This window comes from Burkholderia sp. 9777_1386, from assembly GCF_015712265.1.
GTDB lineage: Bacteria > Pseudomonadota > Gammaproteobacteria > Burkholderiales > Burkholderiaceae > Burkholderia > Burkholderia cenocepacia.
In genome coordinates this window covers 34,653-46,992 of the sequence record NZ_JACCQB010000034.1, presented here as the reverse complement: position 1 = coordinate 46,992, position 12,340 = coordinate 34,653, and the positions used below count along the sequence as shown (strand labels likewise).

Annotated in this window: 12 protein-coding genes and 1 pseudogene; 8 read left to right on the top strand and 5 right to left on the bottom strand. The window is 69.6% G+C overall.

Annotated features, from left to right (window positions below; translation table 11 throughout):
* Positions 1–243 precede the first annotated feature (243 nt).
* Complete coding sequence (locus H0X91_RS23150) at positions 244–501, bottom strand: hypothetical protein (RefSeq protein WP_006478949.1); 258 nt, start codon at positions 499–501, stop codon at positions 244–246.
* Positions 502–924: 423 nt separating this feature from the next.
* Positions 925–1,791, bottom strand: coding sequence for a sulfite exporter TauE/SafE family protein (locus H0X91_RS23145; RefSeq protein WP_046337914.1), 867 nt, complete (start codon positions 1,789–1,791; stop codon positions 925–927).
* A gap of 321 nt (positions 1,792–2,112) precedes the next feature.
* Here H0X91_RS23145 and H0X91_RS23140 point away from each other — a divergent pair, with 321 nt between their 5' ends.
* Together H0X91_RS23140 and H0X91_RS23135 are read left to right on the top strand one after the other, a co-directional pair.
* Entirely contained in the window at positions 2,113–3,009 is an 897-nt protein-coding gene (locus H0X91_RS23140) for a LysR family transcriptional regulator (RefSeq protein ID WP_034202272.1), read from the top strand.
* 118 nt (positions 3,010–3,127) lie between these two features.
* Positions 3,128–3,760, top strand: a complete 633-nt coding sequence (locus H0X91_RS23135) for a LysE family translocator (protein ID WP_084752139.1) — start codon at positions 3,128–3,130, stop codon at positions 3,758–3,760.
* A gap of 18 nt (positions 3,761–3,778) precedes the next feature.
* Here the strand turns inward: H0X91_RS23135 and yddG are convergent, their stop codons facing one another.
* From yddG to H0X91_RS23120, 3 genes and pseudogenes are all read right to left on the bottom strand, one after another.
* A complete protein-coding gene (gene yddG / locus H0X91_RS23130) occupies positions 3,779–4,720 on the bottom strand; it encodes an aromatic amino acid DMT transporter YddG (RefSeq protein WP_143272892.1) in 942 nt (313 codons plus the stop codon).
* 126 nt (positions 4,721–4,846) lie between these two features.
* Positions 4,847–5,020 (bottom strand): annotated as a pseudogene (locus H0X91_RS35025) (hypothetical protein); the annotation flags it as partial.
* Between the two features lie 259 nt (positions 5,021–5,279).
* Positions 5,280–6,965: a purple acid phosphatase family protein gene (locus tag H0X91_RS23120; RefSeq protein WP_006485997.1), complete on the bottom strand. Its 1,686-nt coding sequence runs from the start codon at positions 6,963–6,965 to the stop codon at positions 5,280–5,282.
* A gap of 323 nt (positions 6,966–7,288) precedes the next feature.
* Here H0X91_RS23120 and H0X91_RS23115 point away from each other — a divergent pair, with 323 nt between their 5' ends.
* From H0X91_RS23115 to H0X91_RS23090, 6 genes are all read left to right on the top strand, one after another.
* Positions 7,289–7,588, top strand: a complete 300-nt coding sequence (locus H0X91_RS23115; protein ID WP_060263996.1) for a YXWGXW repeat-containing protein — start codon at positions 7,289–7,291, stop codon at positions 7,586–7,588.
* Positions 7,589–7,814: 226 nt separating this feature from the next.
* On the top strand, positions 7,815–8,600 hold the full coding sequence (locus tag H0X91_RS23110) for an RNA polymerase sigma factor (protein ID WP_077021739.1): 786 nt from the start codon (positions 7,815–7,817) through the stop codon (positions 8,598–8,600).
* Positions 8,597–9,016 (top strand): hypothetical protein, encoded by a 420-nt coding sequence (locus H0X91_RS23105; RefSeq protein ID WP_006494754.1) that lies wholly within the window; start codon positions 8,597–8,599, stop codon positions 9,014–9,016. Before H0X91_RS23110 ends, H0X91_RS23105 begins: the two co-directional genes overlap by 4 nt.
* On the top strand, positions 9,013–9,516 hold the full coding sequence (locus H0X91_RS23100) for a periplasmic heavy metal sensor (protein WP_006483702.1): 504 nt from the start codon (positions 9,013–9,015) through the stop codon (positions 9,514–9,516). The genes H0X91_RS23105 and H0X91_RS23100 overlap by 4 nt, the downstream gene beginning before the upstream one ends.
* 227 nt (positions 9,517–9,743) lie before the next feature.
* A complete protein-coding gene (locus H0X91_RS23095) occupies positions 9,744–11,138 on the top strand; it encodes a DUF1800 domain-containing protein (protein WP_084751492.1) in 1,395 nt (464 codons plus the stop codon).
* Positions 11,139–11,140: 2 nt separating this feature from the next.
* A complete protein-coding gene (locus H0X91_RS23090) occupies positions 11,141–12,298 on the top strand; it encodes a DUF1501 domain-containing protein (RefSeq protein ID WP_077056833.1) in 1,158 nt (385 codons plus the stop codon).
* The last annotated feature ends 42 nt before the right edge of the window (positions 12,299–12,340 follow it).

Here is a 12,340-nt window from a genome sequence, read left to right as displayed (position 1 = left end):
GTTCGACACCATGTCGTCAGCGGTTGATTACATCGTAGGCGTCGCTTCACCTAGGGTAAACGCGAGTTTGAGTGAAAGATCGTTGCGCTCGAGGTAATAATTTCGAGACGAACGTCTTCCGTCCCCATTCGGTATTGCGGGGATTGCAAGCAATTGGCGGGAGCGTGAACAGAGGGGCCGCACGGGCATGCGCGCGGCGGCAAGGGCCGCCGAATATCGCGTCGAAGCGGCGAGGCTGTCGGATCAGACCCCGTCGTCGTCGATTTCCTTGCGCTCGCGGCGTTCTTCGTTGCCGCGCCGCGCGCGCAGGCGCTGGCGGGACAGGACGGCGATCACCTGCTGGGTCGGCGCGCCGGACGGCAGCTCGTTGCGGATGCGGTCGGGGACCATCGGCAGGCCGGCGCGCTGCCGGCGCAGCGCCTTGGCGATTGCCCGGCGGCATTCGTCGCCGTGGCAATCCCATTCATCGCGGATTCTCTGGCAATAACGGCATTGTTCCATCCGACTAGTCTAACGCGTCTTCGGGAATGGAGCAGGGCGCGGGGCCGGACGGGCTGCGTGCCGGGCGGCGGCGATGGCCGACGGCTCGGAGGCGGGCGATGGCAGGCCGAATCGGACTGCGAATCAAATCGACCGGAACCGTTCATCGACACAACGGTTTCGCGTCCTGCTCCAGACGGATTCCTTGCGCGCGGACGGGGCCGCCGCGCGTCAGCGGAGCGACCAGATGCCCCAGATCGCGATCAACAGGCCAAGGCCCAATCCGCAGCCCAGCAATACATACGTTTCCATTTCTTGCCTCTGACGACATGGCCATGCTGACATCGGTATCAGCGTACGTGCAGCAAAGCCGGCCGCGTATCGTCCGCGCTGTCGGTCGGAGCGATACGCCGGGTGGTCTGCGCATACTACGCGTGGCAGCTTTCAGAACGCATGCGCGATCGACGGCTGGGTCGCGTGCACACCACCCGTCTGGGCCGTGGCCGATCCGCCGTGCCGAAATACGCCCGACTTCCAGATCATCTGCGCCGCCGCGACGAGCACGAACAGCAGGACGACCATCCTGAAGATCCGGGGCGACATCTTGTCCCGCAGCGGGCGAACCAGCCACATGCCGGCAATCGCCGGCAGGCTGGCGGCCGCCGAGATCGCGAGGTCGGCGCCGCTCGCGTGCGCCGCGCCGCTGAACGTCGTGATCAGCGTGACGATCGACACCACGAGGATGATCGCGATCTGCTTCGTGAATACGCGCCCGGTCGCGCCCGACGAAATCAGGTAGGTGGCGAGCAGCGGGCCGGGCACCGATGCGATGCTTTCCATCAGCGCCGCACCGAAGCCGAGCGCGAAACCGACGGGCTTTTGCCACGCTTGCGGCAGGTCGAGCTTCGGCGCCGCGAGCATCAGTGTCGCGGCCACGATCAGCAGCGCGCCGGAGGCGGCCTGTGCGTGACCGGGATTGAGGGACAGCAGGATCGCCACGCCGACGACATTGCCGATCACGGTGCCGGCGATCGGGGCCGCGATCTTGCGTGCCGTCGCGAGTACCTGGCCGCCTTCCAGCGCCTGCGGGATGTTGCCGAGGATGATCGGCATCGACAGCAGCAGCACCGCATGCCGGATCGGCAGGAACTGGCTGAGGATCGGCATCGCGATCAGCGGCACGCCGATGCCGGTGATGCCCTTGGCCATCCCGCCGAGCAGCAGCGCGACGGCGATGCCGGCCAGTTCGAACGCGGTGAGCCCCTGCAGGCTGGAGACCAGCACCCCTTCAGTCAGATTGAAATGCATCATGGAATGGCATGTCACGGCGTAGCCGGCAGCGAGCGTCGTCGACGGCGCCCGTGGCGGTCGCGTGCATCGTGCACGCAAGGTGTTCGGGATCGGTGCGAACCTGATCGGCCGGTTGTGCGGCCCGGCCCGTCGTGCAGCGTGATGCGCCTGCATCGACGCGGCGGTTCGATCACGCATCTTACCCGAGCGTTGCATCTGGCATTCGGCTCGCGGATGGCGCGGTGCGCGTGTCGGCTGCATAACCGTCGCACCGGTTCAATATAATTCAAGTGAATCGGCCGTCTCATGCGCGGCATACATACCTTCGAACGAGGAAATCCGATGACGCTCGCCCAGTTGCAGGCCCTCGCTGCCGTGGTCGAACTCGGCTCGCTGACGGCCGCGGCAGACCGGCTCAGTCGCAGTCAATCCGCGATCAGCCATGCGCTGACGGAGCTGGAGGACCTCACGCAGGTCAAGCTGCTCTGGCGCGACCGGCAGCCGGTCGTGCTGACGGCGGCCGGCGAACGCCTGTGGCCGTATGTCCAGAGCGTGGTGCGGGAAGCGCAGATGCTGCGCCAGCAGTTCAGCCTGTCGCGCGGCAAGCTCGAAGGGAAGCTGGTGGTTGCGTCGCTGCCGAGCGTGTCGCTGGCGTTCGTCGTTCCCGCCATCGAGGCGTTGAAGGAGATGCACCCGGGCGTATCGGCGGTGCTGCTCGAAGGCACGGACAGCGAAGTCGAAGGGTGGCTCGACGACGGCACGGCCGACGTCGGCGTGGTGGCCGGCGCGAAGACGTTCGCGCACCACCTGCCGCTGCTCGACGAGGATTTCGTCGCGGTGGCGGCCGACGACATGTTCGCCGGCCGCAAGAGCGTGTCGGCCCGGCAGCTGGCCGCGGCGCCGTTCATTTTCTCGAAGGCGGGATGCGGGCCGGTGATCGCGGATTACTTCGCGCGCGGCGGCGCGCCGCTTCGGCCCGCATTCAACGTGGTCGAGATGCGCACGATCCTGTCGATGGCGGAGGCCGGCATGGGCGTGTCGATCGTGCCGCGCATCACGCTCACGTACACGCCGTTCGGCGGGCGCGTGCTGGCGCTGTCGCCACGGCTGCATCGCTCGGTGCGACTGGCGTGGAATACCGCCGGCAACGCGGTCACCGACGCGTTCGTACGGCTCGTCGACGCGCAACGCGCGAAGGCGGAAAAGACGGTCCGGACCCGTGCGAAAAAGGGCAGATAGCGACGGGCGGACACGATGAACGGCGCTCATGGGGCGCTTGCAGTTTATTCACGATGGCGAAGGTCAACATGCAATACATTGTTCTGACCTCGTGATCGTTGCCCTGAAGGAGTGCGCCGTGCCAGCCTTGCCCACCCTGTTTGCGTTCGGACTCGTGTCGCTCGGCATGGTGCTGACGCCCGGGCCGAACATGATCTATCTGGTTTCGCGCTCGATCTGCCAGGGCCGCCGCGCCGGGCTGGTGTCGCTCGGCGGCGTCGCGCTGGGATTCGTGTTCTACATGGTGTGCGCGGCCGTGGGCATCACCGCGCTGGTGATGACCGTGCCGTATGCGTACGATGCGCTGCGCGTTGCCGGCGCGCTGTATCTGGCGTACCTGGCGTGGCAGGCGCTGAAGCCGGGCGGGCGCTCCGCGTTCCAGGTCCGGCAGTTGCCGCACGACAGCCGCGTGAGGCTGTTCACGATGGGCTTCGTCACGAACCTCGCGAACCCGAAGATCGCGGTGATGTATCTGTCGTTGCTGCCGCAGTTCATCGTGCCGGGGCACGGCAGCGTGTTCGCGCAATCGCTGGCGCTCGGCTGCGTGCAGATCGCGGTGAGCGTCAGCGTCAACGCGCTGATCGCGTGCGCGGCCGGTTCGATCGCGGGTTTTCTCGCGGGGCGGCCGCTCTGGGCGGTGGTTCAGCGCTGGCTGATGGGGACGGTGCTGGCCGGGCTGGCCGTGCGGATCGCGCTGGAGTCGCAAAATTGACGATGGCACCGGGTCTCGTCACCCGTGGCAGCTACCGTCGGCCTCGTTGACGATCCGCACGGGCCTGGCCTTGTCACGGCGGCTGCGCGTCGCGAGCCAGCACAGGATCGAGCCGCCGCACACCATCGACGCGCCTTGCCAGAACTCGGCCGACAGCGGCGCGTGCAGCAGCGTGGCGGCGACGGCGGCGGCGAGCACCGGCGTGAAATACGACGCGCCGACGATGACCGTCACGTTGCCGTGCATGATGCCGGTGTTCCAGGCCGCATAGCCGAAGCCGAGCGCCGACGCCGCCAGCACGAGATACCCGACCGCGTGCAAACTGAACGTCATGCCGCCGCCGCCTTCGATCGCGAACTTGATCCAGAGCACCGCGGCGACCAGCATGAAGAACGGCGTGACGCCGTTCTTGCCGTCGGCGATGCGCGCGGTCACCGTGCAATAGCCGGCCCAGATCAGCGCGCCGACGAACGCCAGCCCGTAGCTGAGCGGATTGTCCGCGACGTTGCGCAGCATGCCGGCCGGATCGAGCCCCTGGTCGCCGCCGAGCACCCGGCAGATGCCGAGCATCGACAGCAGGACGCCGGGCACGACCAGCAGGTTCGCGCGCTGCTGGTTGAACGCGATGGCGGCGACCAGCGTGAGACTCGGCCACAGATAGTTGACCATCGCGACTTCGATCGCCTGCCGACCGTTGCTCGCATAGCCGATCGACAGCGACAGGCACAGCTCGTACGACACGAACAGCAGCCCGCCCCACAGCAGGTAGTTTTTCGGGAATCGGCTCAGGTCGGGGAAGCCGATCGAGAACAGCAGAAGCACGGACGCCACCGTATAGATCATCGCCGCGCCGCCGGTCGCGCCGAGGCTTTCGCTGACGCCGCGAACGAGCGCGACCACCGAGGCCCATAGCAGCACCGCACCGAGCCCGATGAGCGTTGCCTTGTTCTTGCGTTTCATGCTTGCTGCCTGTTTCAACATGCCAATTCGATTTCGGATGACGCGACGGCGCCGGGCAGTGCCCGCCATGCTCCGGAACGCGCCGTCGACGATCGGCTGCGCGACCGCGTCGAGATCGGGCGCATCGGGCAGCACGAGCGCCGGATTCTTGCCGCCGCACTCTAGCACGATGCGCTTCAGGTCGAATTCGGCCGAGTACTCGAGGAATTGCCGCCGGGGTCCGCCGGATCGGCGAAGCTCACCGTGTCGACGTCCGCGTGCCGGCTTCACGAAACCACCAAGAGAGGGCCGCCTTGTCATCCGGCACGACGGTTTCGAGCCGCCGTCGCGCGGCGGGCATCGGGTCCTCGTGTTCGGCACCAACCGCGACACGGGCGACTGGCTGTTCCACAACCCGTCCGGGTTCGACGTGCGCACGCAGCAAAACGTGGCGATGCCGCGCGCGACGTTCGACCGGTGCTTCGCGAATCGCGGCATCCTGATCGCCCCGTCACGTTGCGCGCGCAACGAGCCGGGCGATCGAAGCGTCAGACGCCCGCCGCAGCGGGCGCCCGCCCGGTCACCGCTCGTGCCGCTTCTTGCTCAGTTCGATCGTCTCGAACAGCTCGTACTGCGCGGTCGGGTGCTGGTCGGCGCCCGGCGCGTGGTAGTAGCGCATCGTGATCGTCGTGTGGCCGCCCGGCTTGCCCGGATCGTGATCGAACACCGCGATCCCGTAGCCGGTGCCGGTATCGCGGCGCGCGGACCAGATCGCATCCTCGAGCGCATCGGCCGGCTGGCGCACGAACGTGTTCGGCGCGGTGCCGGGCACCGGCCGGTTCGGCTTCGTGAACACCTTCGCCTGCGCAAAGCCGGTTGACGGGTTTTCGCCGTACACGTCGAGCGGCGCGCTGGTGCCGCCGCCGCCGAGGATCAGGTGGATCGTGCCGTGACTCGTGTCGAACGTCGTACGGTTCGGATCGTTCGAGCCGACCGGGCGCGGCTGCAGCGTTTCGACCACTTCGCCGGTCTTCGCGTCGACGCCCGCGCGGTGATTGCAGCCGCGCACCGGATAGCTGCGCTCGTAGTCGTGATCGTGGCCGCACAGCACGAGATCGACGCCGTAACGATCGAACAGCGGCAGCCACGCTTCGCGAATGCCCTTGTCGGACCCGTTGCCCGTCTTCGACGAACTGAGCGCGTCCTGGTGCATCTGCACGACGATCCAGTCGATGTCGTCGTCATGCGCGGCGTGACGCAGCGTACGTTCGAGCCAGCGCGTCTGCTCGCCGTTGCTGTAGCCGCGCACGTAGAACGACGTGCCGGGCTCGATCGGCGGGCGACCGGTGCTCGCGGCCGGCACGAGCGGCGCGGGGCCGCCGACGAACGCGGCGGCGTCCTGGTACACGACGTCGTCGGCGTCGAGCGACACGAACAGCACGGAGCTCACGCGGAAGCTGTACCAGCGGCCGGGGAAATGCGTGCCGTTCTCCGGCAGCGTATAGCGGGCGAGATACGAGTCGAGCCCCTGCGGACCGTTGTTGAACTCGATCTCGTGATTGCCGGGGCATGGCATCCACGGGCGATTCGCGGCCGACGTCTGGTTGTTGTTGCCGAAATCGCGCCACACCTCGGGCTGGTGCGCGGGGTTCAGGTTCGCGTAGCAGAGGTCGCCGTTCAGCAGGTGGAACAGCGGCTGGAACTGCTCGACGGCCTGCACCGCGAAGCGGCTTTGCGGCGACGACAGCACCCACGCGCCGTTGGGCGTCGCGAGATCGCCGTAGCTCGTGAAACGGAACGGCGCCCGGCCGCGCGGCGCGGTCGAAAAGTGCGCGGAGAACGGCTGTGCCGCATTGCCGTCGTTGTCGGCCGTGATCTCGTAGCGGTAGCGCGTATCCGGCTTCAGCCCGTGCACGCGCGCGTGGTACGCGAACACGGTCTCGCCGTTCAGGCCGTCGGTGTACAGGCGCTGGACGCCATGCACGGTGCGCGCCGGCTCGCCGTCGGCGACGATGCGCGCGCGCGGATTGACGGCCGGTGCGAGCGACGCCCACGAGATCACGACTTCGGACGTCGGGTCGTTGCCCCACGTCAGGTGAACCTGCTCGGGCGTGCCGTCCGGGTTCGACGCGGCGGCGCGGGCTGCCGCGAGCCCGCCGGCGGCGGTGGCGAGGCCGGAGACGCCGGCGAGTTTCAGGAAGCCGCGACGCGACACGGAGGCGGCCGGCTCGTTCGGCTGGTCAGGGAGAGTGTCCTGGTTCGACATGGTCGGTGTTTTTCGTTGATGGGGCGCGAGACGCGGAACCGCGCGGCCATGCGCGCGCACGGCCGGGGCGTGGGCCGGAAACGAGCGGGATCCCGGTCGCGTGCATTGTCGAAGGGCAGTTTTGCCGCGTTGTGACAGTGCCGCAACCCTGCGCCTGCGGCCGCCGATGTGCAGAGGCGCGCGTCGTGGCTGCCGGTCCGCTCCCGCGCCCGTTCACTTTCTCCGAAATTTATTTGCCGATACCGCGACGGATTTCTCCCGTCCGCTCCGTTTAACGCATGAACGACCGCTTCCGGTCGATGCCCGTTATTTCGGAGTCTTTCATGAAACTTTCCGTTCCATTGCGATTGGCCGTCGGATGCCTGGCTGCGCTCGCGACGTCCGCCGTATTCGCGCAGGCCGTCATCGTCGCGCCTCACGCGCCGCCGCCGCCGCGCGTCGAAGTCATGCCGGCGCCGCGTGCCGGTTACGTATGGGATCAGGGCCACTGGCACTGGCGGCAGGGCCGCTACGTGTGGATTCCGGGCCACTGGCAAGTGGTGCGGGTCGGTTACCACTGGGTGCCCGGACACTGGGCCGCGCGCGGCCCGGCCTGGCGCTGGGTGCCGGGCCACTGGGCCTGACGTGCAGGCCGCCGCGCGGCACGCGATGCCGGCGCAGCGGATTTTTCACGCAACATCATGAGTCGAAGCGATGCCTTTTCGAATCATCGTGATACTGGCGGCCGCGGCGATCGCGCTGGCCGGCTGCGTCGTGGTGCCGGCCCGTCCGGTGTATTACCGGCCCGCGCCGGTCGTCGTATATTGAGCGCGCCGGCCCACGCTCGCGTGGCGGGCTGCGAGGATCGACATGCGGCGCGAACCGGATGTCGATGAATCCGGCTCGGCCGGCACCGTGTGCGATGCCGGGCGCGACGCGCGCGGCGTCGACGCACCGTCGGCATGGCGCCGTCCGGCGATGGCCCGACGCATGCAAGGAGAGCACGACGATGAGCTTCAGCCGGGCGGCGGGTCCCGCCGCCGTGACAGTGCGGCGCGCACGCGCCGCGCGACGGAGCAGGCGGCGTTGAGCGATCGCGGCGACCGCGATCCGGACGCGGAACTCGTCGCACGCGTCGGCGCGCGCGATGCGTCGGCGGTGCGCGTGCTCGTCGCGCGCAAGCTGCCGCGGCTGCTCGCGTTGGCGACGCGCATGCTCGGCGACCGGAGCGAAGCCGAGGACGTCGCACAGGAGACGTTCCTGCGAATCTGGAACCAGGCGCCGCGCTGGCGCGAAGGCGAAGCCCGCTTCGACACGTGGCTGCATCGCGTCGTGCTGAACCTGTGCTACGACCGGTTGCGCGGCCGGCGCGAGGCGCCCGTCGATACGCTGCCCGACGTGCCCGACCCGCAACCGGAGCCGGCCGCGCATGCGGAACTGCGTTCGCGCGATGCGCGCGTGCGGCAGGCGCTGGCCGCGTTGCCGCCGAGGCAGCGGGAAGCGCTGGTGCTCCAGTACTATCAGGACATGTCGAACGTGGAAGCGGCCAACCTGATGGGCATCACCGTCGATGCGCTGGAAAGCCTGCTCGCCCGTGCGCGGCGCAACCTGCGCGCGCAACTGGCCGGCGACCCACCTAGCGAGGACAAGCGATGACACCCGAACGATTTCGTACCATCGTCGCCGCGTACGGCTCGGACGCGCGGCGCTGGCCGGCCGGCGAGCGCGCGGCCGCCGAGGCGTGGGCGCACGCGAACCCGCGCGAAGCGCTGCTGGCGCTCGACGATGCGGCCGACCTCGATGCGTGGCTCGCGTACGACACGGTCGCGCCTCCGGCGCCGGCGCTCGTCGAGCGCATCGTCGCGACGGCGCCCGCGCCGCAGCGCGCCCGCCGGCGCGGCGCCGTATGGTGGTCGGGCGCGGCGTTCGCGGGCGTCGGCCTGGCCGGCGCGCTCGCGGGGGCGGTGGCCGTGTCGATGCTGATGCTCGGCAGCGCGTCGCCGGCGCAGCACGAGCCGGGCTATCTGACGACGACGTTTGGCGGTCCGAGCGTGGACGGGAGTGACGAATGACCGAACGCGGCTGGAAATTCACCCTCGTCGGCTCGGTCGTGCTGAACGTGTTCATGCTCGGCGCGATCGGCGGCGGCGCGTATCAATGGTTCTCGACTCACCGCGACGGGCACGCGGCGGGCGCGCCCGCATCGCGCACCGCGTTGCGTTTCGCGGCGGACGGCTTGCCCGATGCGCGGCAGCGCGAATTCGCCGCGGCGCTGAAGGCGGCTCGCAAGAGCGGTCGCGACTTCGCGCGCGAAGGGCGCGACGGCCGGATCACCGTGCTGGACCTGCTCGCCGCGCCGCAACTCGATCGCGCGGCGATCGATGCGGCGCTCGACCGCACGCGCGCGGCCGACACTGCGATGCGTGCGCAGGTCGAGCGCAGCGTCGTCGATTTCGCGGCGACGCTGACGCCCGACGAGCGCGCGAAGTTCGTCGACGGGTTGCAGCACAGCGGCAACTGGCGTTTGCCGCCGAGGCTGCAGAAGAAACCGGACGCGTCGACGAGCGAGTAAGCCGCGCGTGGGCGGCGCGCGATCTGCGCGCCGCTCGTGCGCCGCTCGTGCGTCATGCGTGCGCCGGTTCCGGCGAATCGCGCGGTCGTTGTCCGCTGACGATCCACGCCGCCGTGTTGCGCGATTTCCGCCCGGCGCTTCCACAGCAAAAAATATTTTCCCGCCCCGCGACGGATTTCCCGGCGTGCTTGCGTTGAACGTGAATACGCACCGCAAGAGAGCCCGTCATGGACCACCCGAACGACGCCACGCCGGCCGCGATCGCGCTGAACCGCTTCGGTCTCGGCGCGCGCGCCGACGAAGCCCCTCCCGCCGACCCGAAGGCCGCATTGCTCGCCCAGTTCGACCGCTACGATGCGCGACCCGCCGCATGGGCCGGCGAGCCGGACGCGGTCACGCTCGCCACGCGCTTCGCGAACACCCGCAACGCGATGACGGGCGACGACGCGGCCGCGAAGCGCGCCACCGCGCAGTCGATCCGCCGCGACGGCTACGACGCGTATCGCGGCGCCGTCGCCGCGCGCATGAACAGCGCGCTGAACACGTCCACGCCGTTCGTCGAGCGTCTCGTGCATTTCTGGGCGAATCATTTCGCGGTGTCGGTCGACAAGGGGCAGGTGGCCGCGTACGCGGGCGCATTCGAACGCGACGCGATCCGTCCGCACGTGCTCGGCCGTTTCGAGGACATGCTCGTCGCCGTCGAGCAGCATCCCGCGATGCAGGTGTTCCTCGACCAGGCGCGCTCGGTCGGTCCCGACAGCCCGGCCGCACTGCGTGCGCAGGCACGCGATCCGTCCGCGAAGCGCGGGCTCAACGAGAACCTCGCACGCGAAATCATGGAGCTGCACACACTCGGCGTGCGCACCGGCTACACGCAGGCCGACGTGACGGAATTCGCCCGCGCGCTGACCGGCTGGAGCATCGCCGGCGGGCGCGGGGTGCAACCGGGCGATGCGGCGCCGGGCGCATTCGTGTTCCGGCCGAATCTGCACGAACCCGGCACGCGCACGGTGATGGGGCGCACCTACGATCAACCGGGTGAAGCGCAGGCGCGCGCGATCCTGCGCGACCTCGCGCGATCGTCGGCGACCGGCCGACACGTCGCGTTCCAGCTCGCCCGTCATGTCGTCGCCGACAATCCGCCGCCCGCGCTGACCGAGCGGCTCGCGCGCGCCTTCGATGCGAGCGGCGGCGACCTGCCGACCGTCTATCGCGCGCTCGTCGACGCGCCCGACGCGTGGTCGCCGGTCAACCGCAAGTTCAAGACGCCGTGGGAGTGGGCCGTGTCGTCGCTGCGCGGGCTCGGCTGGCGCGACACCGGCGATCTCAAGGCCGCGCCGCTGCTCGCCCAGCTCGGCCAGCCGGTGTGGCGGCCGGGTTCGCCGGCCGGCTACGACGACGTCGCCGCGAGCTGGGCCGCGCCCGATGCGCTGGTGCGCCGCGTCGAGATCGCGCAGCGTCTGGCCGCACGCACGGGCGACCGGCTCGATCCGCGCACGCTCGGCAACACGCTGCTCGCCGGTTCGCTGAGCGCGCCGACCGCGACCGCGCTCGCGCGCGCCGAAAGCGCGACGACGTCGCTCGCACTGCTGCTCGTTTCGCCCGATTTCCAACGGAGATGACCATGGCACTGTCCCGCCGACGATTCCTCAGTGTGGCCGCGGCCGGCGCGGGCGCGATGCTCGTCGCGCCGCGGCTCGTGTTCGCGAATGTCGAGACCGACCGGCGCTTCGTGTTCGTGATCCAGCGCGGCGCGGCCGACGGCCTGAACATCGTCGTCCCGTATGCGGAGCCCGCGTATGCGTCGCTGCGCGGCCCGCTCGCGATCGACACGACGGCCGCGACGCGGCTCGACGGCACGTTCGCGCTGCATCCGTCGCTCGCGCAAACCGCGCAGATGTACCGCGACGGTCAGGCGCTGTTCGTCCATGCGATCGCGTCGCCGTATCGCGACCGCTCGCATTTCGACGGCCAGAACGTGCTCGAAACGGGCGGCCGGGCGCCGTACCAGGTCAAGGACGGCTGGCTGAACCGGCTCGCCGCGCTGCTGCCGGCGACGCGCGACAACGCAATCGCGTTCGCGCCGACCGTACCGCTCGCGCTGCGCGGCGCGGTGCAGGCCGCGTCGTATGCGCCGTCCGGTTTGCCGGCCGCGCCGGACGATCTGCTCACGCGCGTGTCGGCGCTCTACGAAGCCGATGCGCAGCTCGGCCCGTTGTGGCAATCCGCGATGGAAGCACGCGGCCTCGCCGGCGACGCGCATGCGCGACAGGACCCGGCCGGCGTCGGCAAGCTCGCCGCGACGTTTCTCGCGCGCGACGACGGCCCGCGGATCGCGATGATCGAGACGGGCGGCTGGGATACCCATAGCGCGCAGAACGCGCGGCTCGCGAATCAGTTGAAGGCGCTCGACACGATGCTCGCCGCGTTGCGCGACGGCCTCGGGCCCGCGTGGCAGCAGACCACGGTGCTGGTCGCGACCGAATTCGGCCGCACGGCCGCGGTGAACGGCACGGGCGGCACCGATCACGGGCAGGCGTCGGTCGCGATGCTCGCGGGCGGCGCGGTGGCAGGTGGCCGCGTGATCGCCGACTGGCCGGGGCTGCGGCCGGGCGACCTGTACGAAGGGCGCGACCTGAAGCCGACTGCGTCGCTCGATGCGCTGATCGCGGGCGCCGCCGCCGACAGCCTGCGGCTCGACCCGCGCCGCACCGCATCCGCGCTGTTCGCGGAAAGCGGTGCGGCACGGCCGATGAGCGGCCTGATTCACGCAGCCGCGTGACGCGTCGTGTCGCCGCGATCGGCCGACAACCGATGACACAAC

What these genes read in the sequence shown, in the direction of transcription:
- H0X91_RS23145 (WP_046337914.1), bottom strand. Translation starts at nt 1,791, where the DNA reads ATGATGCATTTCAATCTGACTGAAGGGGTGCTGGTCTCCAGCCTGCAG.
- H0X91_RS23090 (WP_077056833.1), top strand. Translation starts at nt 11,141, where the DNA reads ATGGCACTGTCCCGCCGACGATTCCTCAGTGTGGCCGCGGCCGGCGCG.
- H0X91_RS23105 (WP_006494754.1), top strand. Translation starts at nt 8,597, where the DNA reads ATGACACCCGAACGATTTCGTACCATCGTCGCCGCGTACGGCTCGGAC.
- H0X91_RS23110 (WP_077021739.1), top strand. Translation starts at nt 7,815, where the DNA reads ATGCGGCGCGAACCGGATGTCGATGAATCCGGCTCGGCCGGCACCGTG.
- H0X91_RS23150 (WP_006478949.1), bottom strand. Translation starts at nt 501, where the DNA reads ATGGAACAATGCCGTTATTGCCAGAGAATCCGCGATGAATGGGATTGC.
- H0X91_RS23120 (WP_006485997.1), bottom strand. Translation starts at nt 6,965, where the DNA reads ATGTCGAACCAGGACACTCTCCCTGACCAGCCGAACGAGCCGGCCGCC.
- yddG (WP_143272892.1), bottom strand. Translation starts at nt 4,720, where the DNA reads ATGAAACGCAAGAACAAGGCAACGCTCATCGGGCTCGGTGCGGTGCTG.
- H0X91_RS23140 (WP_034202272.1), top strand. Translation starts at nt 2,113, where the DNA reads ATGACGCTCGCCCAGTTGCAGGCCCTCGCTGCCGTGGTCGAACTCGGC.
- H0X91_RS23100 (WP_006483702.1), top strand. Translation starts at nt 9,013, where the DNA reads ATGACCGAACGCGGCTGGAAATTCACCCTCGTCGGCTCGGTCGTGCTG.
- H0X91_RS23095 (WP_084751492.1), top strand. Translation starts at nt 9,744, where the DNA reads ATGGACCACCCGAACGACGCCACGCCGGCCGCGATCGCGCTGAACCGC.
- H0X91_RS23115 (WP_060263996.1), top strand. Translation starts at nt 7,289, where the DNA reads ATGAAACTTTCCGTTCCATTGCGATTGGCCGTCGGATGCCTGGCTGCG.